The following is a 21194-nucleotide window of genomic DNA, read 5'->3' on the forward strand; positions in this document are numbered from 1 at the left end:
TCTTCACCCGCCCTTGCCTGATTCCAGCCCGCGATCCAGTCCGATCCCGCCCGGCTCAACGAGGAGTTGGTCCCTGATGGCCGCCGAGCCCACCCGCCCCCAGACGACCGCCCTGTCGGAGCTCTCCGCCCGGCACCGGCCCACCCTCGACCAGGCGCTGGAGGCCATCCGCAGCCGCGCGTACTGGTCCCCGCACCCGGAGCACCCCAAGGCCTACGGCGAGACCGCCCCGGCCGACGGCCTGGCGGCCTTCGAGGCGCTGCGCGGCACGCGCCTGGAGCTGGACCAGCCGGGGACGGACGGCTGGACCGGCGGCGAGGTCTCCCCGTACGGCCCGGAGCTGGGCGTGGAGTACCCGCACGCCGACATCGACGTGCTGCTGCCCGCGATGAAGGCGGGCATGGCCGCCTGGCGGGACGCCGGCCCGGAGGCGCGCGCCCTGGTCTGCATCGAGATCCTGGCCCGGATCAGCGCCCGGACGCACGAGTTCGCGCACGCGGTGATGCACACCAGCGGCCAGGCCTTCATGATGGCGTTCCAGGCGGGCGGCCCGCACGCGCAGGACCGCGGCCTGGAGGCCGTGGCGTACGCGTACGCGGAGCAGACCCGCGTGCCCGGCGAGGCCGCCTGGTCCAAGCCGCAGGGCAAGAAGGACCCGCTCCGGCTGGACAAGACCTTCAAGGCCGTCCCGCGCGGCATCGCCCTGGTCATCGGCTGCAACACCTTCCCCACGTGGAACGGCTACCCGGGCCTCTTCGCCTCCCTCGCCACCGGCAACCCGGTGCTGGTCAAGCCGCACCCGCGCGCGGTGCTCCCGCTCGCCCTGACCGTGCAGGTCGCCCGCACCGTCCTGGCGGAGGCGGGCTTCGACCCGAACCTGGTGGCGCTGGCGGCCGAGCGCCCCGGCGAGGGCATCGCCAAGGCCCTCGCGGTCCGCCCCGAGGTCAAGGTGATCGACTACACGGGCTCCACGGAGTTCGGCGACTGGCTGGAGGCCAACGCCCGCCAGGCACAGGTCTACACGGAGAAGGCCGGCGTCAACACGGTCGTCGTCGACTCCACCGACGACTACAAGGGCATGCTGGCGAACCTGGCCTTCTCGCTGTCCCTGTACAGCGGCCAGATGTGCACGACCCCGCAGAACCTGCTGATCCCGCGCGACGGCATCGACACCGACGCCGGCCGCAAGACCTACGACGAGGTCGTCGCGGACATCGCGGCCTCGGTCGGCGGCCTCCTCGGGGACGACGCCCGGGCCAACGCCCTGCTCGGCGCCCTGGTCAACCCGGACGTCAAGGCCCGCTTGGAGGCGGCCGCCGAGCTCGGCGAGGTGGCGCTCGCCTCCCGCGAGGTCGCGAACCCCGACTTCCCGGACGCCGTGGTCCGCACCCCGGTCATGGTGAAGCTGGACGCGGCCAAGCCGGACGACGCGGCGCCCTACTTCTCCGAGTGCTTCGGCCCGGTCTCCTTCGCGGTCGCCGTGGACTCCACGGCGGACGCCCTGGAGCTGCTGCGGCGCACGGTCCGCGAGAAGGGCGCCATGACGGTGGGCGCGTACACCACCTCGGCGGACACCGAGCGGGCCGTCGAGGAGGTCTGCCTGGAGGAGTCGGCGCAGCTGTCGCTGAACCTGACCGGCGGGGTGTACGTCAACCAGACGGCCGCCTTCTCCGACTTCCACGGCTCGGGCGGCAACCCCGCGGCGAACGCGGCGCTGTGCGACGGGGCGTTCGTCGCGAACCGGTTCCGCATGGTGGAGGTCCGCCGCCAGGCCTGACGGCCGCGGACAGCAGCGGGGCACGGCCGGCGGCTCAGCCGGCCTTGGGCCCGCCCCAGTGGAAGAGGGACATGGCCACGCTGGTGGCCAGGTTGTAGCTGGACACCTGGGGCCGCATCGGCAGCGACACCAGGTGGTCGGCGCGGGCCCGCAGCTCGGGCGAGATGCCGTGGCGCTCGGAGCCGAAGGCCAGCAGGGCGTCGTCCGGGAGGGTGAGGGCGCGGATGTCCTCCCCCTCCGGGTCGAGCGCGTACAGGGGGCCCTCGGGCAGGGTGTCGAGGGTGACCCGGTCCACGGTCGTCGCATAGTGCAGCCCGGCGCCGGCCCGGACCACGTTCGGGTGCCAGGGATCGAGGTCGCCGCGGGTCACCACGCCCGTGGCGCCGAAGCCGGCGGCCAGCCGCACCACGGCTCCGACGTTGCCGAGGTTGCGCGGGTTGTCCAGGACCACCACGGGCGCGCTCCGCGGGCGCCGGTCCAGCAGGGCCCGCCCCCGCGCCGCGTCCGGCCGTACGGCGAGGGCGGCGACCCCGGTCGGGTGCACGCGGGCGACGAGCCCGCGCAGGTCGGCGGGGCGCAGCAGCCGCCGTACGTCGCCGAGGACGTCCGGGGCGAGCTGCGCGGCCAGGGCGAGGGCGGCGTCGGGGTCCCGGGCCACCGCGATCCGCACGTCGGCGCCGAACCGCAGGGCGTGCTTGAGGGCGTGGAACCCGTCGAGCAGCACGAGCCCGTCCTGCTCCAGCCCCGCCTGCCACTCCCGCACCGTCTCGTCGCTCATGCCCCGACCCTACGGCGCCGCGCTCAGCCCGCGGCCCGCGCATCCGACGGCGGGGGACCGGGGCCGGGCCCCGCCGTGCCGCCGGGGGCCCGCTGCGGCGGGAGCCCGGCGCCCGCCGGCCCGTCCGGCCGCGACCGGCCGAGCCGCCGTGCGAGCCCGCTGCGCGCTCCTGCGGCCCGTGCCCCGAGCCACAGCAGGAAGGCGGTCGGCAGGAACACCGCGTCGGCGGCGATCATGGCCATGGAGAAGAACGGCAGTCCCAGCAGCACCGCGATGCCCGCGTGCTCCAGCACCATCACGGCGAGCAGGACGTTCTTCACGCGCCGCTGGAAGACCGTGAACGGGAACGCCACCTGCACCGCGACCGTGCCGTACGTCAGCAGCATCACCAGCGTGCCGCTGCCCGCCAGCAGCGACGACAGCTCCGGCCAGGGGCTGAAGTAGTCGAGGCCGAGCGGGTAGTACAGGGCGGTCCCGTCCTGCCACCGCGACCCCTGGACCTTGTACCACCCGGCGGTGGCGTAGATCAGGCACACCTCGGCCGCGATGACGAGCATGCCCGCGTTGTGCACCGTGTTCGCCAGGACGTCGAGGACGGCCCGGGCCTCGCTGCGCGGCTCGTACCGGTCGACCATCCACCACACGGCGCAGACGACCCACAGGGCGGCGAAGGCGGCGACCCAGCCGTGGCCGAGCCGCCCGGTCACCGTCCCGAAGGCGAACACCGCGCCGAGGGCGCCCCACAGCACCGGCCCGGCCGCCCCGGCCGAGGCCGAGCCGTGCCGCCGGGCCCGGCGCGCGTCCAGCGACCACACCTGCGCGCACCGCGTCAGGACCAGGTACATCGCCATCAGGTGGATGACGTTGTCCCCGCCGTCTCCCATGAACACGCTGCGGTTCTGAAGCGACAGCACCCCGGCCGCGAACACGACGGAAACCGCCCGGGTCCGCCATCCCAGGGCGAGCAGGGCGCTCGCCGCCACCGACAGCGCGTACACGGCCTCGAACCAGAGGGCGGAGTCGGACCACAGCAGGACGGTGAAGGCGTGGTTGGAGCCGACGAGCTTCTGCGCCAGCTCCCAGCTCCACGGGCCGTCGGGCCCGTACAGCTCGTGCCGGTGGGGGAACTCGCGCAGCAGGAAGCAGAGCCAGGTCGTCGCGAAGCCGATGCGGACGACGGCGCTCTGGTACGGGCCGAGCGCCTCCCCCGTGGCGCGGGCCAGGGCGCGGCCGGCGGCGGCCCGGGCCCGTCTCACACCGTCCACCACGACAGCTCCCGGTGGTAGGTGCGGGTGTCGGTCTCCTCGTCGCTCCACACGGGGGCCGCGACGGCGCGGGTGGCGGAGCGGAGCTGGATGCGGACGATCTCGCCGCCGTCGCCGGGGCGGGCGGCCCGCAGCCGGTTCAGCGCGATCCGCTTCAGGTACTGCTCCGACAGCCCGCCGCGCTCGCCGACGGGCCGGTCCTCCTCGTCGTGCGAGGCGGTGAAGAAGTCCCAGGCGCGCCGCAGCTCGTTCTGGCGGGTGTGGCTGGGGAGCAGGCTGTGCCGGATGGCCGCGCCGTCCTCGGCGGAGAGGTCGCGCCACGCCTCGGTGACAAGGCCGCCGTCGCGGGTGCGGACCTGGGCGCGCGCCTCGACGGCGATGTTCTGCTGGAGGGGGTTGGGGGCGAAGAGCTTCCAGTTCTGCTCGAACTCGGGGTAGATCCAGGCGTCCACGGCCCCGGCGTGCCGCTTGCTGAGCGTGTTGGCCGGGGCGACGTGCAGGAAGACGGCCGCGAGGTGCGCGCAGGCGGTGAGGGCGACGGCGGCCAGGGCCGCCGAGGCCGTGACGCGGCCGGGGGCGGAGAGGCCCGCGATGCCGGGCGCCCGGGCGGGGGGCGGGGCACCGGGTGGAAGGGGCTCCTCCACGGCCTCGCGCCCGTTCGCTTCCATCCCGCCCCGATCGTTTCGCCGTCCACAGGGTGACCTCAGAGGTTGACACCCTACGGGGCGCCGACTCACCATTGAAGGGCATGAACCGAACGATCGGTCGGTCGGGCGGTCAAAGGACTCTGGCAGGGGGCCGGGATGGTGGCAGTGACCCCGGAATCGGGGCAGGACTCGGGCCTCGGGGCTGACCTCGGGGCGCAGCTCGCGGCGGCGTTCGACGCCGCGGTCGCGGCCGACGAGCGCGTCGAGCCGCGCGACTGGATGCCCGAGGAGTACCGGGCCTCGCTCGTCCGCCAGATGGCGCAGCACGCCCACTCCGAGATCATCGGCATGCAGCCCGAGGCCAACTGGATCACGCGCGCGCCCTCACTGCGGCGCAAGGCGATCCTCATGGCCAAGGTGCAGGACGAGGCCGGGCACGGCCTGTACCTGTACAGCGCGGCCGAGACCCTCGGCACCAGCCGGGACGAGCTGCTCGACAAGCTGCACTCCGGCCGGCAGAAGTATTCGTCGATCTTCAACTACCCCACGCTGACGTGGGCGGACGTCGGCGCGATCGGCTGGCTCGTGGACGGCGCGGCGATCACCAACCAGGTGCCGCTGTGCCGCTGCTCCTACGGGCCGTACGCCCGCGCGATGGTCCGCATCTGCAAGGAGGAGTCCTTCCACCAGCGGCAGGGCTTCGAGCTCCTCCTCGCCCTCTCGAAGGGCACCCCGGAGCAGCACGCGATGGCGCAGGACGCGGTCGACCGCTGGTGGTGGCCCTCGCTGATGATGTTCGGCCCGCCGGACGACGAGTCGGCGCACTCGGCGCAGTCCATGGCCTGGCGGATCAAGCGCCACTCCAACGACGAGCTGCGCCAGCGGTTCGTGGACATCGCCGTCCCCCAGGCCGAGACCCTCGGCCTCACCCTGCCCGACCCGGACCTGAAGTGGAACGAGGAGCGCGGGCACTACGACTTCGGCCCGATCGACTGGGCGGAGTTCTGGGACGTCCTCAAGGGCAACGGCCCCTGCAACGAGCAGCGGCTGAGCCAGCGCCGCCGGGCGCACGAGGAGGGCGCGTGGGTCCGCGAGGCCGCCGCGGCCTACGCACGCAAGCACGCGGCGGCACCGGCCGCGGCGGCACGGAACGAGGAGGCACGGGTATGACGCAGAACTGGCCGCTGTGGGAGGTGTTCGTGCGCTCGCGGCGAGGCCTGTCGCACACGCACGCGGGCAGCCTCCACGCGCCGGACGCCGAGATGGCCCTGCGCAACGCCCGCGACCTGTACACCCGGCGCAGCGAGGGCGTCTCGATCTGGGTGGTGCCCTCCGCCGAGGTCACCGCCTCCTCGCCGGACGAGCGCGACCCCTTCTTCGCGCCCGCCGCCGACAAGCCGTACCGGCACCCGACCTTCTACGACATCCCGGAGGGGGTGAGCCACCTGTGACGGCCACCGACACGCCGACCGTCAACGCCGCACTCGCCCTCGGCGACGACGCGCTGATCCTCTCGCACCGCCTCGGGGAATGGGCCGGCCACGCCCCCGAGCTGGAGGAGGAGGTCGCCCTCGCCAACATCGCGCTCGACCTGCTCGGGCAGGCCCGCTTCCTGCTGTCCATGGCGGGCGACGAGGACGAGATGGCCTTCCTCCGCGAGGAGCGGTCCTTCCGCAACCTCCAGCTCGTGGAGCAGCCGAACGGCGACTTCGCGCACACCATCGCCCGGCAGCTGTACTTCAGCCTGTACCAGCACGAGCTGCACACGGACCTCGCCGCCGGGGACGGCCCCTTCGCCGGGCTCGCCGCGAAGGCCGTCAAGGAGACCGCCTACCACCGCGACCACGCCGTGCAGTGGACCCTCCGCCTGGGCGACGGCACCGAGGAGAGCCGGCGCCGGATGCGGGCCGCCCTGGACGCCCTGTGGAAGTTCACCGGAGAGATGTTCCAGCCGGTCGAGGGGCTCGACGGGATCGACTGGGCGGTCCTGGAAGGCCGCTGGCTCACCGCCCTGACCGGGGTCCTGGAACAGGCCGGCCTCGCCGTCCCCGAGGGGCCGCGCACCGGCGCCTGGGCAGCCGGGGCGGGCAGGCAGGGCCTGCACACCGAGCCGTTCGGCAGGATGCTCGCCGAGATGCAGCACCTGCACCGCAGCCACCCGGGGGCGTCGTGGTGACCGGCCCGGCCGGCTCCGGATCCGGCACCGCGACCGCGACCCGCCTGGAGGAGGAGCTGGCGGCCCTCGCCGGCTCCGTCCCGGACCCGGAGCTGCCCGTGCTCACCCTCGCCGACCTCGGTGTCCTGCGCGGCGTGCGGATGCACGAGGACGGCCACGCCGAGGTCACCCTGACCCCCACCTACACCGGCTGCCCGGCGGTGGAGGCGATGTCCGCCGACATCGAGCGCGTCCTCGCCGGCCACGGCATCCCCGACGTGCGGGTGCGCACCGTGCTCTCGCCGGCCTGGTCGACCGACGACATCACGGCCGAAGGCCGCCGCAAGCTGGCCGAGTTCGGCATCGCCCCGCCCCGCCCGCACGCGGCGGGCGGACCGGTGCCGGTCGCCCTGTCGGTGCGCTGCCCGCACTGCGGGTCCACCGAGACCGAGCTGCTCAGCCGCTTCTCCTCCACCGCGTGCAAGGCGCTGCGCCGCTGCACCGCCTGCCGCGAACCGTTCGACCACTTCAAGGAGCTGTAGATGGCCGCGACGACGCCGGCGCCCGCGCCGAGCCCCGCGCGACCCGCGCGCCACGGCGCCTTCCACCGGCTGGCGGTCGCGGCGGTCGACCGGCTCACCGACGACTCCGTGGCACTGACGCTGTCGGTCCCCGAGGAGCTGCGCGACGCCTACCGGCACGCTCCGGGCCAGCACCTGACGCTGCGCCGCACCGCCCCCGGCGGCGCCGAGGTGCGGCGCACGTACTCGATCTGCTCCCCCGCCCCCGACCCGGCCGGCCCCGGCCCGGCGTCGCTCCAGGTCGGCGTCCGCCTGGTGGAGGGCGGCGAGTTCTCCACCTTCGCGCACAAGGAGGCCGCCGCCGGCGACGTCCTGGAGGTGATGGTCCCGGCCGGGCGCTTCGTCCTCGACGCGGCGGCCGCCCCCGCGGGCGCCCACTACGCGGCCGTCGTCGGCGGCAGCGGCATCACCCCGGTGCTGTCCATCGCGGCGACGCTGCTCGCGGCCCGGCCCGACGCCCGGTTCTGCCTGGTGCGCAGCGACCGCACGGCGGCCTCGACGATGTTCCTGGAGGAGGTCGCCGACCTCAAGGACCGCTACCCGGACCGCTTCCAGCTGGTGACGGTGCTCTCCCGCGAGGAGCAGGAGGCGGGCCTGCCGTCGGGCCGGCTCGACGAGGAGCGCCTGACGGGCCTGCTGCCCGCGCTGCTGCCCGTCGCCGACGTGACGGGCTGGTACCTGTGCGGCCCGTACGGCCTGGTCGTCGAGGCGGAGCGGGCCCTCGGCTCGCTGGGCGTGGTCCGCACCCGGATCCACGAGGAGGTCTTCCACGTCGAGGACACCGCCGCCCCCGCCGCGCCCGCGGCAGGCGCCGCCGCGGCGCCTGCCCACGGCCGGGTCACCGCCCGCCTGGACGGCCGCGCCGGCACCTGGCCCGTGCAGGCCGGCGAGTCGCTGCTCGACACGGTCCTGCGGAACCGGGCGGACGCGCCGTACGCCTGCAAGGGCGGCGTCTGCGGCACCTGCCGCGCGTTCGTCGTCTCGGGCGAGGTCCGGATGGACCGGAACTTCGCCCTGGAGGCCGAGGAGACGGAGGCCGGGTTCGTGCTGGCCTGCCAGTCGCACGCGCTGACCGAGGAAGTCGAGATCGACTTCGACCGCTGACGCCCCACCGCCGACCGCGGCCTGTCCAATTGCCGGAACCTGCCCTATCTTGACGCTCCGTCAGACAACGGGGCGGGTTCCGGCGCATCGGGAGGACGGGCAGTGGACTTCACCTTCACCGAGGAGCAGCAGGCCGCCGCGGAGGCGGCCGCGGCCGTCTTCGCGGACACCGCACCGGACGGGGTGCCGAGCCCGGCCCTGGTCCCCGGCGCCGTCGCGGACGACTTCGACCGCGCCCTGTGGTCCCGCCTCGCCGGCGCGGACCTCCTCGGCCTGGTGCTGGCCGAGGAGCACGGCGGCGCGGGCCTCGGCGCCACCGCCCTGTGCCTGGTGCTGCGCGAGGCGGGCAGGGTGCTCGCCCGAGTGCCGCTGCTGGAGCACTGCGCCACCGCCGCGGCGCTCCAGGCCCACGCCGGCCCCGAGCTGGCCGCCGCCCTGCTGCCCGGCGCCGGCACGGGCCGGATCGTCCTGACCGCCGCCGCGCACGGCCGCACCGGCCACGACCCGGCCGAGCTGGCCGTGACCGCCCGCCGCGACGGCTCCGACTGGGTCCTGGACGGCATGCAGACCGCCGTCCCTTGGGCGCACGGCGCGGACTGGACCGCCGTACCGGCGCACACCGGCGGCGGGGCGGCCGTACTCGCCCTGGTACCGCGCGGCGCGCCCGGCCTCGTCCTCGCCGACCAGTTCTCCACCAGCGGGGAGAAGCTCGCGGAGCTCACCCTGAACGGTGTCCGCGTCCCCGAGGCGCACCTCCTGCGGGCCCCGCAGGCCTGGCACCGGCTGCGCAGGCTCCTCACCCTCGGGACGTGCGCGCTCGCGGTCGGCGTCGGCTCGGCCGTCCTCGGCATGACCAGCCGGTACACCTCGCAGCGCGAGCAGTTCGGATTCCCGGTCGCCACGTTCCAGGCGGTCGCCGTGCAGGCCGCCGACCGCTACGTCGACCTGCGCGCGATGGAGGCCGTCCTCTGGCAGGCGGCCTGGCGCCTCGACGCCGACGGGGCCGGAGGCCCGCTGCCCGCGGCCGCAGACCTCGCCGTCGCGAAGGTCTGGGCGTCGGAGGGCGTGCGCCGCATCGTCCAGACCGCCCAGCACCTGCACGGCGGCTTCGGCGCCGACACCGGCTACCCGCTGCACCGCTACCACGCCTGGGCCAAGCAGCTGGAGCTCCAGCTCGGCCCGGCCGCCGCCCACGAAGAGGAACTGGGCGACCTGTTGGCCGCCCACCCGCTCTCCTGAGGGCCCCTGCCTAGAGGACGAAGGCGTCCGCGCCGGACTCCGTCACCATCGCGCGGCCGGCGCCCTGCCAGGCCTGCATGCCGCCGTCGACGTTGACCGCGTCGATGCCCTGGCGGACCAGGTACTGCGTCACCTGGGCGGAGCGCCCGCCGACCCGGCACACCACGTGCACCCGGCGGCCGTCCTCGACCGCCTCCGTCAGCTCGCCGAAGCGGGCCACGAAATCGCTCATGGGGATGTGCAGCGCGCCCTCGACGTGGCCCGCGGCCCACTCGTCGTCCTCGCGGACGTCCAGGACAAACCCTTCGGCGGGCACCGCGGCGGCGTCCACCGAGGGAAGCGGCCCGAAGTTCATACGTCGCCCTCTCTCGTCACAGGTCCGACCCCCCAACTTAGCCGAGCCGGCGGACCGCGCAGCCCCGCTAAGCCCGGTCGGTCAGTTCCGCCAGCAGGGCCTCCTTCTCGGAGACCTGCGCGAGCAGCTGCTCCGCGATCTCGTCGAGCAGTCCGTCCGGGTCCTCGGGCGCCATCCGCAGCATGGCGCCGATCGCACTGTCCTCCAGCTCCCGGGCCACCACCGACAGCAGCTCCTTGCGCTGCGCCAGCCACTCCAGGCGGGCGTACAGCTCCTCGCTCTCGCCGTACCCCTGCGCCTCCGCGGCGGCCGGGCCGGCCTCCCACTCGGCGGCCAGCTCGCGCAGCTGCTGCTCCTCGCCGCGCCCGTACGCGGCGTTGACCCGCGCGATGAAGGCGTCGCGGCGCTCGCGCTCGGCGTCGTCCTGCGCGAGGTCGGGGTGCGCCCGGCGGACCAGGTCGCGGTAGAGGCGGCGGACCTCCTCCGTGGGCCGCACCCGCTGCGGCGGGCGCACCGGCCGGTCGGTGAGCATCGCGGCGGCGTCGTCGGAGATGCCGTCGGAGTCCATCCAGTCGTGGAAGAGCTCGTCGACGCCCGGCATCGGCATCACCAGCGACCGGGCCTCACGGGCCAGCCGCAGGTCCTCCTCGTCGCCGGTGCGGGCCGCGCGGGCCTCCGCGATCAGCGCGTCCAGCTCGTCGAGGCGGGTGTACATCGGGCCGAGCTTCTGGTGGTGCAGCCGGGAGAAGTTCTCCACCTCCACCCGGAAGGTCTCGACCGCGATCTCGAACTCGATCAGCGCCTGCTCGGCCGCCCGCACGGCCCGCTCCAAGCGGGCCTCGGGCCGCTCGCCGCCGGCCGCACCGCCGCCGGCGCCGCCGGGCGCCCCGGCGGCGGTTTCCTCAGTCTGCTGCTCGCTCACCCGGCCAGCCTAAGGCCGGTGCGCCCGGACCGATGTTTCACGTGGAACATCGGTCCGCGACCGTGACCCGGACGGACGCGGCGCACCGGCCGCCACCGGCCGCCGCCGGCCGCCACCGGCGCGGCGCCGGCCTCAGACGCCGGACTCGGCGGCGATCCGCCCCGACCGCACCGCCGCCACCAGGTCGGCGTGGTCGGCCTCGCTGCGGTCCGCGTACGCCACCGCGAACGCGGCGACCGCCTCGTCCAGCTCGCCGTTCTTGCCGCAGTAGCCGGCCAGCAGCCGCGGATCCGCGGTGTGCGTGTGCGCCCGGGCCAGCAGGGCGCCGGTCATCCGGCCGTAGTCGTCGAGCTGGGCCGCGGTCAGCGCCGCCGGGTCCACGCTCCCCTTGCGGTTGCGGAACTGCCGCACCTGGTACGGGCGCCCCTCCACGGTGGTCCAGCCCAGCAGGATGTCGGACACCACCTGCATCCGCTTCTGCCCGGACACCACGCGCCGTCCCTCGTGCTCCTCGGCGCGGGCGGCGAAGCCCACCTCCGGCAGGTGCGGCAGCAGCACCGACGGCCGCGCCTCCTTCACCTGGAGCACCAGCGCCTCGCCCCGGTGGTCCACCAGCAGCACCACGTACGACCGGGTGCCGACGCTCCCGGTGCCCACGACCCGGAAGGCCACGTCGTGGATCGCGTACCGGGCCAGCAGCGGCAGCCGGTCGCCCTGGAGGGTGTGCAGGTACGGGTCCAGCGACGACGCCACGGCGGCCGCCTCGGCGTCCCCGACCCGGCGCAGCACCGGGAGGGCGTCGACGAAGCGCCGCCCGCCGTCGGGGCCCTGCTCGGTCGACTTGGCGGCGAACCGGGCGGAGGTGTTGTTGCGGGCCTTCTCCATGACGCGCTGGAGCGTGCCCAGCAGGTCGCGGGCGTCGGTGTGGGAGACGAGCTCCTCGTCCGCGATGGCGTTCCACGCGTCCAGCGCGGGCAGCTTCGCCAGCAGCCGCAGGGTGCGCCGGTAGGCGCCGACCGCGTCGAGGGCGGCCGCCCGGCAGGCGTCCTCGTCCGCGCCGGCCACGCGGCCCGCCAGGACGAGCGAGGTCGCCAGCCGCTTCAGGTCCCACTCCCACGGGCCGAAGACGGTCTCGTCGAAGTCGTTGAGGTCCATGACGAGCCCGCCGCGGGCGTCACCGTACAGGCCGAAGTTCGCCGCGTGCGCGTCGCCGCAGATCTGGGCGCCGATCCCGGTCACCGGCCCGGCGGACAGGTCGTGCGCCATCAGCCCGGCCGCACCGCGCAGGAACGCGAACGGGTTCGCGGCCATCCGGCCGACTCTTATCGGCGTCAGCGCGGCCACCCGCCCGGCGTTGGACTCCTCCACGGCCTGCACGGCGTCGGGCCGTCCGGCGGGCGGCTCGAACCGGGCGTGCGCGGACCGCGGGACGCGCTCGCGCAGCGCCTTGCCGGTCTCCTTCGGCGAGCCCGCCTCGTGCCGCGGCGCGAAGCCGCGCACCGCCGGGATCCGGCCGCCGTCCGCCGCCCCCAGCACCGATGCGGCCAGGCCCGCGCCCGCCGCGTACTGCTCCGCCACCGTCATCCGTGCCCCCGCCCCGACCGCCGCCGAGCGCTGCGGTCCGAATTGCCTTCCGATGCGGGCGAACCTACCTACAGCCCGGCGTCCCTGGCCAGCAGGGCCGCCTGGACCCGGTTCTCGCAGCCCAGCTTCGACAGGATCCGGCTGACGTACGTCTTGACCGTCGCCTCGCTCATGTGGAGCCGCCGGCCGGCGTCCGCGTTGGACAGCCCCTCGCCGAGCAGCGCCAGCACCCCGCACTCCCGCTCGCTCAGCTCGGCGATCCGCCGCCGCGCCTCCTCGCTGCGGGCGGCGGCCCGGCCCGTGGCCAGCTGGTCCACGACGTGCCGGGTCGCCCCCGGCGAGAGGTAGGCGTCGCCCGCGGCGGCCGCCCGGACCGCGCCGATCAGCTCGCCCGGCGCCGAGTCCTTCAGCAGGAACCCGGCGCTGCCCTGGCCGAGCGCCCGCAGCACGTTCTCCTTCTCCCCGAAGGTCGTCAGGACCAGCGCCCGCACCTCCGGGACGGCCCGGCGCAGCTCGCCGAGCGCGGTCAGGCCGTCCATCACCGGCATCTGGATGTCCAGCAGCACCACGTCGGGGGTGTGGGCGCGGGCGAGATCGACGGCCTGCCGGCCGTCGGACGCCTCCGCGACGACCTCGATCGCCGGGTCCGAGGTCAGGATCATCCTGATCCCCGCCCGGATCAGCGGCTCGTCGTCAGCGATCACCACGCGGATCACCTTGGCTGTCACCCGTGCTCCTACTGCTCGGCCTCGTACGACTGCTTGTCGACGAGCTTGCCGTCCTTGAAGCAGAACCGGAAAACCGTATCGGTGCCGAAGTCCGAGTCGTCGACCGACATCAGGGCCAGGCACTCCGATCCCTCGGGCCGCGGCGGCCCCTTCCGGTCCAGGCCGTCCGTCAGGAAGCTGTCCCCGTCGGGCAGCCGGTCCCGCACGGCCTGCTCGGAATCGCCGACGCGCACCCGGTCGTAGTCCGCGCGGCTGATCATGGCGTTGTTCGCCGACCCTATGAACAGGGCGACCATGGCGGCGAACACGATGAGGAGCGCCACCAGGGACGCCACCGCTATGCCGCAGCCCAGCGCGAGCCCCCCGAGCCGGCTGCGCCCCCCGGCCGCCAGCTCCCGGTCGACGGCAGCCCAGTCCATCGGCGGCGCTCCGGCGAACCCCCGCTCCTGCTGGCCGAAGTCGTCGGCGGCGTCCTCGGCCCCGGCCGGCTCGGCGCCGTACGGCAGCACGCCGGCGATCCGGAAGCCGCCGTCCCCGGTCGCCCCGGCGTGCACCATCCCGCCGACGAGCCGGGCCCGCTCCCGCAGGCCGGTGAGCCCCTGCCCGCCGGAGACCACCGCCCCGGCGGCCGCCGCGGGAGCCGGCCCGTTGGCGACCTCAACGACCAGGGAGTCGTCCTCGTAGCGCAGCTCGACCGCGATCGCCGCGCCCGGCGCGTGCTTGTACGCGTTCGTCAGCGCCTCCTGCACGATGCGGTACGCGGCGTGGTCGCATGCCGCGGCCAGCGGCCGGGGCCTACCCGCCGTGCCCAGCCGCACGTCGGTGCCCGCGCTGCGCGCCGCCTCGACGATCCCGGCGATGCCGGCGACCCCGCGGGCGGCGGGCTGCGCCTCCTCGACCGGGGCGGGCGCCTCCACGCCGTCGCGCAGGATGCCGACGGCCTCGCGCAGTTCGTGCATGGCCGACACCGAGGCCTGCCGCAGCACGCCGACGGCCTCGCGCTGGCGGTCCGTGAGCTCCGGGTCGACCTCCAGGGCTCCGGTGTGCACCGAGATCAGGGCGAGCTGGTGGCCCAGGCTGTCGTGCATGTCCTGGGCGATCCGCTGGCGTTCGCGCAGCCGTGCCTGGCCGGCGACCATGGCCCGCTCCCGCAGGAGCTGCCCGTTGCGCTCCTGCAGGGCTTGCAGCAGGGTCCGGCGCTGCGACCAGTACCGGCTGGCGAGGCCCGGCATCACGGTCGTCACCAGGAACATCAGCGTGGTGAAGACCACGACCAGCAGCGGCCGCATCCCCGCCCACTGTTCGAGGACGCCGAAGCCCACGGAGGCGAGGAAGGCCAGGACGAACGCCGCGAGCGCCCGCCCCGCCCCGACGATCCGCCGGCCCGCGGACCAGCCGAGCGGGAGGGTGACCAGCACCGTGCCCGGCAGGAACGGGCCGACGGCCGCGGCGGCGACGAGGGTCGCCGCGGGCAGCCGGCGGCGCAGCAGGACCAGCGGGAACACGGCCGCGGCGCCGAGCGCCATCCGCACCGGGCCGCCGCTGTCGAGCTCCTCCACGCCGAGGCCGAGCAGGGCGACGGCCGCGGCCAGCGCCAGGTCGGCCGCGAGCATCCGGCCGGTCCATGGCTCGGGGCCCCGCAGCCACCGCAGGCCCGCACGTGTCTTCGCCGTCACATCCACGCGACGACCCTAAACACCCGCGCGGGCGCGGGGCCGCCCTCTTTCGTCGCGTTCCGGCCGACGAAAGTCGGCCGGGTCACACGAAGTTGGGGGTACGACGAAAGAACCCCCGGCTCGGATTTCTCCGAACCAGGGGTTCTGTCAGTGGGCGAGGGGGGATTTGAACCCCCACGTCCCGAAGGACACTGGCACCTGAAGCCAGCGCGTCTGCCGTTCCGCCACTCGCCCGAGCAGCGTCCCAGTGGTTCTTCCCTTTCGGTCCGTCCCCCTGGCGACGTCGAAACATTAGCACGTCATCGGGGGTGGATTCACATCGCTTTCCGCGGGCACCCGGGAGCCGACCGGGAACGCCCCTCCCGCACAGCGCTCCGGGTGCGGGACACTGTCCCTTGCACACCCCTACGATCCCTTGTGAGGACCAACACTCGTCCGCACAGGTCCCAGGGGGAACCACCCGAATCCGCCACGCGTGGATACGATCAGTAAGCAGTACAGGGCGACAGCGACGGAGGAGGTGCCCCATGGGAGTTCTGAAGCGGTTCGAGCAGCGACTCGAAGGTCTGGTGAACGGCACCTTCGCCAAGGTCTTCAAGTCCGAGGTCCAGCCCGTCGAGATCGCCGGCGCCCTCCAGCGGGAGTGCGACAACAACGCCACGATCTGGAACCGTGAGCGGACGGTCGTCCCCAACGACTTCATCGTGGAGCTGAGCACCGGCGACTACGAGCGCCTGAGCCCGTACTCGGGCCAGCTCGGCGACGAGCTCGCGGGCCTGGTCCGCGACTACGCCAAGCAGCAGCGCTACAGCTTCATGGGCCCGATCAAGGTCCACCTGGAGAAGGCCGAGGACCTGGACACCGGCCTCTACCGGGTCCGCAGCCGTACCCTGGCCGCCAGCACCTCCCAGCCCCAGGCCCCGCAGGGCGGCTACGGCTACCCGCCGGTCGCCGCGCCTCCCATGCCGGCCGGGCCGCCCCCGGGCGCCCCCGGCCACCGGCCCGGAGCCCCGGCCGGGGCCGCCGGACCCGCCGCCCCCGGCGGCGGCCCGCGGCGACACTGGATCGAGATCAACGGCACCCGCCACCAGATTTCCCGCCCGACGCTCGTACTCGGCCGAAGCACCGAGGCCGACGTGCGGATCGACGACCCCGGCGTCTCGCGCCGGCACTGCGAGATCCGGACCGGAACGCCCTCGACGATCCAGGATCTCGGATCCACCAACGGCATCGTGGTGGACGGGCAGCACACCACCCGCGCTACGCTCCGCGACGGCTCGCGGATCGTCGTGGGCAGCACCACCATCATTTACCGGCAAGCCGAAGGGTGAAGCGGGGGCAATGTCAGAGCTGACCCTGACGGTCATGCGGTTGGGTTTCCTGGCCGTTCTGTGGCTGTTCGTCATCGTGGCCGTCCAGGTCATCCGCAGCGACCTCTTCGGTACGCGCGTCACGCAGCGCGGCTCGCGCCGCGGCAGCGGCGCCGCGGCGCCGCAAGCGGCCGGCCGCCAGGCCGCCGGGCCCCCGCAGCAGCGCCAGCGCCGGGGCGCGCCCACCAAGCTCGTCGTCTCCGAGGGCACCCTGACCGGCACCACGGTCGCCCTGGCAGGCCAGACGATCACGCTGGGCCGGGCCCACGACTCCACCATCGTGCTGGACGACGACTACGCCTCCAGCCGCCATGCCAGGATCTACCCCGACCGTGACGGCCAGTGGATCGTCGAGGATCTCGGGTCCACGAACGGCACGTACCTCGACCGGACCCGGCTGACCACCCCGACGCCCATCCCGCCGGGCGCCCCGATCCGCATCGGCAAGACCGTCATCGAGCTGCGGAAGTAGTACGAGAATGAGCGAGCGGAGCGAGCGAGCCGCGGCAGTCCGTCCCGCCCGGGGCACGGACCCGAGCGCGCTCCCGACCGGAGGGTGGGCAGTGTGGCTCGAGACCGGCTGTACCCCGACGAGGCGTCGACAGGGCAGGTGCACATGAGTCTGTCCCTGCGGTTCGCCGCCGGATCCCACAAGGGCATGATCCGGGAGGGCAACGAGGACTCCGGGTACGCCGGCCCGCGCCTCCTCGCGGTCGCCGACGGCATGGGCGGCCAGGCCGCCGGCGAGGTCGCCAGCTCCGAGGTGATCTCCTCCCTCGTGCAGCTCGACGACGACGTCCCGGGCTCCGACATCCTCACCTCCCTCGGCACCGCCGTGCAGCGCGCCAACGAGCAGCTGCGCATCATGGTCGAGGAGGACTCCCAGCTCGAAGGCATGGGCACCACGCTGACCGCCCTGCTGTGGACGGGCCAGCGGCTCGGCCTGGTCCACGTCGGCGACTCCCGCGCGTACCTGCTGCGCGACGGCGTCCTGACGCAGATCACGCAGGACCACACCTGGGTGCAGCGCCTCGTCGACGAGGGCCGCATCACGGAAGAGGAAGCCACCACCCACCCGCAGCGCTCGCTGCTCATGCGGGCGCTGGGCAGCGGCGACACCGTCGAGCCCGACCTGTCGATCCGCGAGGTCCGGGCCGGCGACCGCTACCTGATCTGCTCGGACGGCCTCTCCGGCGTCGTCTCCCACCAGACCCTGGAGGAGACCCTCGCCGACTACCACGGCCCGCACGAGACGGTGCAGTCCCTGATCCAGCTCGCCCTGCGCGGCGGCGGCCCGGACAACATCACCTGCATCGTCGCGGACGTCCTCGACACCGACAGCGGCGACACGCTCGCCGCCCAGCTGAACGACACCCCGGTCGTCGTCGGCGCGGTCGCCGAGAACCAGCACCAGCTCTTCGACGGCGGCGCCATGCAGACCCCCGCGGGCCGCGCCGCCGGCCTCGGCCGGCAGGCGCCCCCGCCCGCCGGCGCCTTCGGGCCGCCCGGCAGCGGCGACGTCCCCGGCTACGGCTACCCCGACCAGGGCCAGGGCGGCGGCGCGTACGGCAGCTTCGGCGACCCCGAGCCGTACGACGACGGCGCGGCCTTCGACGACGGGTACGACAACCCCCGCAGGCGCCGCGGCAAAGGGCGCAAGTGGACCACCCGCACCCTGCTCCTGCTGCTCGTCGCCGGCGTCGTCGGCGGCGGCCTCTACGCGGCCCACCGCTGGACGCAGACGCAGTACTACATCGGCGTCAAGGGCGACCACGTGGCGCTCTTCCGCGGCATCAGCCAGAATCTGGGGCCGATCCAGCTCTCCAAGGTGGAGAACGACCGCCCCGACATCGAACTGAAGTACCTGCCGCCCTTCAAGCGGAAGCTGGTGGAGGACACCATCGGCGAGACCAGCCTCGACGGGGCCCGCAAGAAGGTCGATGAACTCGGCACCCAGGTCGCCGCGTGCAAGAAGGAAGAGGAGCGCCGCAAGGCCGAGGCGCAGAACAGCCCGACACCCGGCCCCAGCCTGACTCCCGAGGAGCAGCAGCTGGTCGGCCAGTGCCAGAAGCAGTAGACCCACGCGGGCACAGGGGGCCTGCCACACCATGAGCGTTGTCACCAACACGACCACCATCGGTGCCATCGAGCTGCCGAGCCGGCGGAACACCGAGCTCATGCTGCTCGTGTTCGCCGTGGTCATCCCGATCTTCGCCTACGCCAACGTGGGTCTCGCGATCCACGGGGAGCTGCCCCCGGGCATGCTCGCCTACGGGGGCGGCCTCGCCGTCCTGGCGGGCCTCGCCCACTTCGTCGTACGCCGCTACGCCAAGTACGCCGACCCGCTGCTGCTGCCGATCGCCACCCTGCTCAACGGCCTCGGCTGCGTGCTGATCTGGCGGCTCGACCAGTCGGAGCGGCTCCAGAACCTGGCCAAGCGGAGCTTCGGCGCGTTCTCGGAGTCGGCGCCGCGCCAGATGATGTACACCGCGGTGGCCATCGCCCTGTTCGCCGCGGTGCTGCTGCTCCTGAAGGACCACCGCACGCTCCAGCGGTTCACGTACATCTCGATGGCCGCCGCGCTCGTCCTGCTGATCCTGCCGGTCATCCCGGGCCTCGGCGCGGACGTCTTCGGCGCGAAGATCTGGATCAGCGTCGCCGGCTTCTCCATCCAGCCGGGCGAGTTCGCCAAGATCGTCATCGCGGTCTTCTTCGCCGGCTACCTCATGGTCAAGCGCGACGCCCTGGCGCTCGCCTCCCGCCGCTTCATGGGCCTGTACCTGCCGCGCGGCCGCGACCTCGGCCCGATCCTGATGATCTGGGCGATGAGCCTGCTCATCCTCGTCTTCGAGAACGACCTCGGCACCTCGCTGCTCTTCTTCGGCATGTTCGTGATCATGCTGTACGTGGCGACCGAGCGGACCAGCTGGATCGTGATCGGCCTGCTCATGAGCGTCGGCGGCGCCGTCGTCGTCGGCACCTTCGCCAGCCACGTCCAGGCCCGCGTCAACGCCTGGCTCGACCCCTTCGGCTGCTACACCACCTCGGGCGCCTGCGAGCAGGTCGGCCAGTCGATCATGAGCTTCGGCTCGGGCGGCGTCCTCGGCACCGGCTGGGGCCAGGGCAACTCGGACCTCATCGGCTTCGCCGCGAACTCCGACTTCATCTTCTCCACGGTCGGCGAGGAGCTCGGGCTCTCCGGTGTGATGGCCTTCCTCCTGCTGTACGGCCTGATCATCGAGCGGGGTGTGCGCACCGCGCTGGCCGCCCGCGACCCGTTCGGCAAGCTCTTCGCCATCGGCCTGTCCGGAGCGTTCTCGCTCCAGATCTTCGTGGTCGCCGGCGGCGTCATGGGACTCATCCCGCTGACCGGCATGACCATGCCCTTCCTCGCGTCCGGCGGTTCGTCCGTCCTCGCCAACTGGGCCCTGATCGGCATCCTCATCCGGATCAGCGACACCGCGCGCCGCCCCGCGCCCGCCCCCGCGCCGTCCCCCGACTCCGAGATGACCCAGGTGGTCCGCCCGTCATGAACAAGCCGCTGCGCCGCATCTCGATCTTCTGCGGGCTGCTGGTCCTCGCCCTGCTCGTGCGCACGAACTGGCTGCAGTACGTGCAGGCCGAGGAGCTCAGCACCCGCAAGGAGAACCGCCGGGTCCAGATCGCCCAGTACGCGATCCAGCGCGGCAACATCATCGTCAAGGGCGGCCAGGCCATCACCGGCTCGACGGCCACCGACGGCAGCGACTACAAGTACAAGCGGACCTACGTCGACGGCGCCCTGTGGGCGCCGGTCACCGGCTACGCCTCGCAGGCCTTCGGGTCCACGCAGCTGGAGGCCCTGGAGGACAAGATCCTCACCGGCAACGACGACCGGCTGTTCTTCGACCGCACCATCGGCATGTTCACCGGCGAGAAGAAGGCCGGCGGCAACGTCGTCACCACGCTCATGCCGGACGTGCAGAAGGCCGCCTTCGACGCGCTCCGCAACAACAAGGGCGCGGTGGCGGCCATCGACCCGCGCACGGGCGCGATCCTGGCCCTGGTCAGCACCCCCTCGTACGACCCCGGCAGCTTCGCGGGCAACTCCAAGGCGGACGAGAAGGCCTGGGTCGAGCTGAAGGACGGCGAGGACAAGAAGCTCGTCAACCGCGCCCTGCGCGAGACGTACCCGCCCGGCTCCACCTTCAAGGTCGTCACCGCGGCCGCCGCGCTGGAGCACGGCGTCGTCAAGGACGTCAACGAGCCGACGGACACCCCGGAGCCGTACATCCTGCCCGGCACCCGGACGCCGATGGTCAACCACGCCCAGGGCTGCGAGAAGGCCAGCCTCCTCGCGGCGATGCGCGTCTCCTGCAACTCGGTCTTCGCCAACCTCGGCGACAAGGTCGGCCGGGACAAGATGGTCGAGACGGCCGAGAAGTTCGGCTTCAACAACGACAAGATCGACACCCCGGTGCGCGCCTTCGCGAGCGTCTACGACAAGACGATGAACCGCGACGGCAACGCCCAGAGCTCCATCGGCCAGTTCAACACGGCGGCCACCCCGCTGCAGATGGCCATGGTGACCGCCGCCATCGCCAACGACGGCAAGCTGATGAAGCCGTACATGGTCGACGAGCTGACGGCGCCCAACCTCGACGTGGTCGAGAAGCACGAGCCGGAGGAGATGAGCCGCCCGGTCTCCGCCGCGAACGCGCAGAAGATCCAGCAGACGATGGTCGACGTCGTGGAGAACGGCACCGGAAAGCCCGCGAAGATCAAGGGCGTCACGGTCGGCGGCAAGACCGGCACCGCGCAGCACGGCGAGGGCAACAAGAAGCGCCCCTACGCCTGGTTCATCTCCTACGTCCAGAACCCGGACGGAACCTCCCCGGTCGCCGTCGCCGTCGTCATCGAGGACAGCAGTGCCGACCGCGAGGACATCAGCGGCGGCGGCCTGGCCGCCCCGGTCGCCAAGGCCGTCATGGAAGCCGTCCTGAAGAGCAAGATCTGACGGGCGCGGTGGACCGG

At 73.6% G+C, this 21194-nt stretch carries 20 protein-coding genes and 1 tRNA gene; 12 read left to right on the top strand and 9 right to left on the bottom strand.

Going from position 1 to position 21194, the window contains the following annotated elements; translation table 11 throughout:
• Positions 1 to 76: 76 nt before the first annotated feature.
• Positions 77 to 1777 carry a phenylacetic acid degradation protein PaaN gene (paaN, locus tag IE170_RS02775; RefSeq protein ID WP_189807709.1) on the top strand — a complete coding sequence of 567 codons (1701 nt, stop codon included), beginning with the start codon at positions 77 to 79 and terminating at the stop codon, positions 1775 to 1777.
• A 34-nt stretch (positions 1778 to 1811) separates the two neighbouring features.
• Here paaN and IE170_RS02780 read toward each other — a convergent pair whose 3' ends face one another.
• From IE170_RS02780 to IE170_RS02790, 3 genes are read right to left on the bottom strand one after another with little or no spacing between them, the layout of a single operon-like run.
• A complete protein-coding gene (locus IE170_RS02780; protein ID WP_189807710.1) occupies positions 1812 to 2555 on the bottom strand; it encodes a TrmH family RNA methyltransferase in 744 nt (247 codons plus the stop codon).
• Positions 2556 to 2578: 23 nt separating this feature from the next.
• Positions 2579 to 3820 (bottom strand): HTTM domain-containing protein, encoded by a 1242-nt coding sequence (locus IE170_RS02785; protein WP_373298938.1) that lies wholly within the window; start codon positions 3818 to 3820, stop codon positions 2579 to 2581.
• A complete protein-coding gene (locus IE170_RS02790; RefSeq protein ID WP_308428353.1) occupies positions 3808 to 4488 on the bottom strand; it encodes a DUF5819 family protein in 681 nt (226 codons plus the stop codon). Before IE170_RS02790 ends, IE170_RS02785 begins: the two co-directional genes overlap by 13 nt.
• 135 nt (positions 4489 to 4623) lie before the next feature.
• Here IE170_RS02790 and paaA point away from each other — a divergent pair, with 135 nt between their 5' ends.
• The 6 genes from paaA (at position 4624) to IE170_RS02820 (ending at position 9546) form a co-directional block, all read left to right on the top strand.
• The gene (paaA, locus tag IE170_RS02795; protein WP_189807712.1) at positions 4624 to 5637 is read left to right on the top strand and encodes a 1,2-phenylacetyl-CoA epoxidase subunit PaaA; all 1014 of its coding nucleotides are present in this window, start codon (positions 4624 to 4626) and stop codon (positions 5635 to 5637) included.
• Positions 5634 to 5918 (top strand): 1,2-phenylacetyl-CoA epoxidase subunit PaaB, encoded by a 285-nt coding sequence (gene paaB, locus IE170_RS02800; protein WP_189807713.1) that lies wholly within the window; start codon positions 5634 to 5636, stop codon positions 5916 to 5918. Before paaA ends, paaB begins: the two co-directional genes overlap by 4 nt.
• Entirely contained in the window at positions 5915 to 6643 is a 729-nt protein-coding gene (gene paaC / locus IE170_RS02805) for a 1,2-phenylacetyl-CoA epoxidase subunit PaaC (protein WP_189807714.1), read from the top strand. The genes paaB and paaC overlap by 4 nt, the downstream gene beginning before the upstream one ends.
• The gene (paaD, locus tag IE170_RS02810; RefSeq protein ID WP_189807715.1) at positions 6640 to 7164 is read left to right on the top strand and encodes a 1,2-phenylacetyl-CoA epoxidase subunit PaaD; all 525 of its coding nucleotides are present in this window, start codon (positions 6640 to 6642) and stop codon (positions 7162 to 7164) included. The genes paaC and paaD overlap by 4 nt, the downstream gene beginning before the upstream one ends.
• Entirely contained in the window at positions 7165 to 8307 is a 1143-nt protein-coding gene (locus tag IE170_RS02815) for a 2Fe-2S iron-sulfur cluster-binding protein (protein ID WP_189807716.1), read from the top strand.
• Between the two features lie 102 nt (positions 8308 to 8409).
• Positions 8410 to 9546 carry an acyl-CoA dehydrogenase family protein gene (locus IE170_RS02820; protein WP_189807717.1) on the top strand — a complete coding sequence of 379 codons (1137 nt, stop codon included), beginning with the start codon at positions 8410 to 8412 and terminating at the stop codon, positions 9544 to 9546.
• Positions 9547 to 9556: 10 nt separating this feature from the next.
• Here IE170_RS02820 and IE170_RS02825 read toward each other — a convergent pair whose 3' ends face one another.
• The 6 genes from IE170_RS02825 to IE170_RS02850 all read right to left on the bottom strand — a co-directional run bounded on the left by IE170_RS02825 (position 9557) and on the right by IE170_RS02850 (position 15045).
• Positions 9557 to 9901, bottom strand: a complete 345-nt coding sequence (locus tag IE170_RS02825) for a rhodanese-like domain-containing protein (RefSeq protein ID WP_189807718.1) — start codon at positions 9899 to 9901, stop codon at positions 9557 to 9559.
• A gap of 67 nt (positions 9902 to 9968) precedes the next feature.
• Positions 9969 to 10823 carry a J domain-containing protein gene (locus IE170_RS02830; RefSeq protein ID WP_189807719.1) on the bottom strand — a complete coding sequence of 285 codons (855 nt, stop codon included), beginning with the start codon at positions 10821 to 10823 and terminating at the stop codon, positions 9969 to 9971.
• A 132-nt stretch (positions 10824 to 10955) separates the two neighbouring features.
• Positions 10956 to 12407 (bottom strand): DUF2252 domain-containing protein, encoded by a 1452-nt coding sequence (locus tag IE170_RS02835; RefSeq protein WP_189807720.1) that lies wholly within the window; start codon positions 12405 to 12407, stop codon positions 10956 to 10958.
• A 68-nt stretch (positions 12408 to 12475) separates the two neighbouring features.
• Positions 12476 to 13135 (bottom strand): response regulator, encoded by a 660-nt coding sequence (locus IE170_RS02840; RefSeq protein ID WP_308428354.1) that lies wholly within the window; start codon positions 13133 to 13135, stop codon positions 12476 to 12478.
• 8 nt (positions 13136 to 13143) lie between these two features.
• Entirely contained in the window at positions 13144 to 14817 is a 1674-nt protein-coding gene (locus IE170_RS02845) for a sensor histidine kinase (RefSeq protein ID WP_229884574.1), read from the bottom strand.
• Between the two features lie 145 nt (positions 14818 to 14962).
• Positions 14963 to 15045 (bottom strand) — tRNA-Leu (locus IE170_RS02850).
• Positions 15046 to 15338: 293 nt separating this feature from the next.
• Between IE170_RS02850 and IE170_RS02855 the strand changes: the two genes are divergently transcribed.
• The 5 genes from IE170_RS02855 (at position 15339) to IE170_RS02875 (ending at position 21177) form a co-directional block, all read left to right on the top strand.
• Entirely contained in the window at positions 15339 to 16142 is an 804-nt protein-coding gene (locus IE170_RS02855) for an FHA domain-containing protein (RefSeq protein ID WP_189807721.1), read from the top strand.
• Between the two features lie 10 nt (positions 16143 to 16152).
• Positions 16153 to 16653, top strand: coding sequence for an FHA domain-containing protein FhaB/FipA (locus IE170_RS02860; protein ID WP_189807722.1), 501 nt, complete (start codon positions 16153 to 16155; stop codon positions 16651 to 16653).
• A gap of 144 nt (positions 16654 to 16797) precedes the next feature.
• Positions 16798 to 18258: a PP2C family protein-serine/threonine phosphatase gene (locus IE170_RS02865; protein WP_189807723.1), complete on the top strand. Its 1461-nt coding sequence runs from the start codon at positions 16798 to 16800 to the stop codon at positions 18256 to 18258.
• A 31-nt stretch (positions 18259 to 18289) separates the two neighbouring features.
• The gene (locus tag IE170_RS02870) at positions 18290 to 19714 is read left to right on the top strand and encodes an FtsW/RodA/SpoVE family cell cycle protein (protein WP_189807724.1); all 1425 of its coding nucleotides are present in this window, start codon (positions 18290 to 18292) and stop codon (positions 19712 to 19714) included.
• On the top strand, positions 19711 to 21177 hold the full coding sequence (locus IE170_RS02875) for a peptidoglycan D,D-transpeptidase FtsI family protein (protein WP_189807725.1): 1467 nt from the start codon (positions 19711 to 19713) through the stop codon (positions 21175 to 21177). The genes IE170_RS02870 and IE170_RS02875 overlap by 4 nt, the downstream gene beginning before the upstream one ends.
• Positions 21178 to 21194: the final 17 nt, after the last annotated feature.

It is taken from the genome of Streptomyces toxytricini, from assembly GCF_014649915.1.
Classification (GTDB): domain Bacteria; phylum Actinomycetota; class Actinomycetes; order Streptomycetales; family Streptomycetaceae; genus Streptomyces; species Streptomyces toxytricini.

Bases quoted from the DNA above. Each gene is read 5' to 3' on its own strand.
- paaN (WP_189807709.1), top strand. From the start codon at position 77: ATGGCCGCCGAGCCCACCCGCCCCCAGACGACCGCCCTGTCGGAGCTC.
- IE170_RS02780 (WP_189807710.1), bottom strand. From the start codon at position 2,555: ATGAGCGACGAGACGGTGCGGGAGTGGCAGGCGGGGCTGGAGCAGGAC.
- IE170_RS02790 (WP_308428353.1), bottom strand. From the start codon at position 4,488: ATGGAAGCGAACGGGCGCGAGGCCGTGGAGGAGCCCCTTCCACCCGGT.
- paaA (WP_189807712.1), top strand. From the start codon at position 4,624: ATGGTGGCAGTGACCCCGGAATCGGGGCAGGACTCGGGCCTCGGGGCT.
- paaB (WP_189807713.1), top strand. From the start codon at position 5,634: ATGACGCAGAACTGGCCGCTGTGGGAGGTGTTCGTGCGCTCGCGGCGA.
- IE170_RS02815 (WP_189807716.1), top strand. From the start codon at position 7,165: ATGGCCGCGACGACGCCGGCGCCCGCGCCGAGCCCCGCGCGACCCGCG.
- IE170_RS02825 (WP_189807718.1), bottom strand. From the start codon at position 9,901: ATGAACTTCGGGCCGCTTCCCTCGGTGGACGCCGCCGCGGTGCCCGCC.
- IE170_RS02835 (WP_189807720.1), bottom strand. From the start codon at position 12,407: ATGACGGTGGCGGAGCAGTACGCGGCGGGCGCGGGCCTGGCCGCATCG.
- IE170_RS02855 (WP_189807721.1), top strand. From the start codon at position 15,339: ATGGGAGTTCTGAAGCGGTTCGAGCAGCGACTCGAAGGTCTGGTGAAC.
- IE170_RS02860 (WP_189807722.1), top strand. From the start codon at position 16,153: ATGTCAGAGCTGACCCTGACGGTCATGCGGTTGGGTTTCCTGGCCGTT.
- IE170_RS02865 (WP_189807723.1), top strand. From the start codon at position 16,798: ATGAGTCTGTCCCTGCGGTTCGCCGCCGGATCCCACAAGGGCATGATC.
- IE170_RS02870 (WP_189807724.1), top strand. From the start codon at position 18,290: ATGAGCGTTGTCACCAACACGACCACCATCGGTGCCATCGAGCTGCCG.
- IE170_RS02875 (WP_189807725.1), top strand. From the start codon at position 19,711: ATGAACAAGCCGCTGCGCCGCATCTCGATCTTCTGCGGGCTGCTGGTC.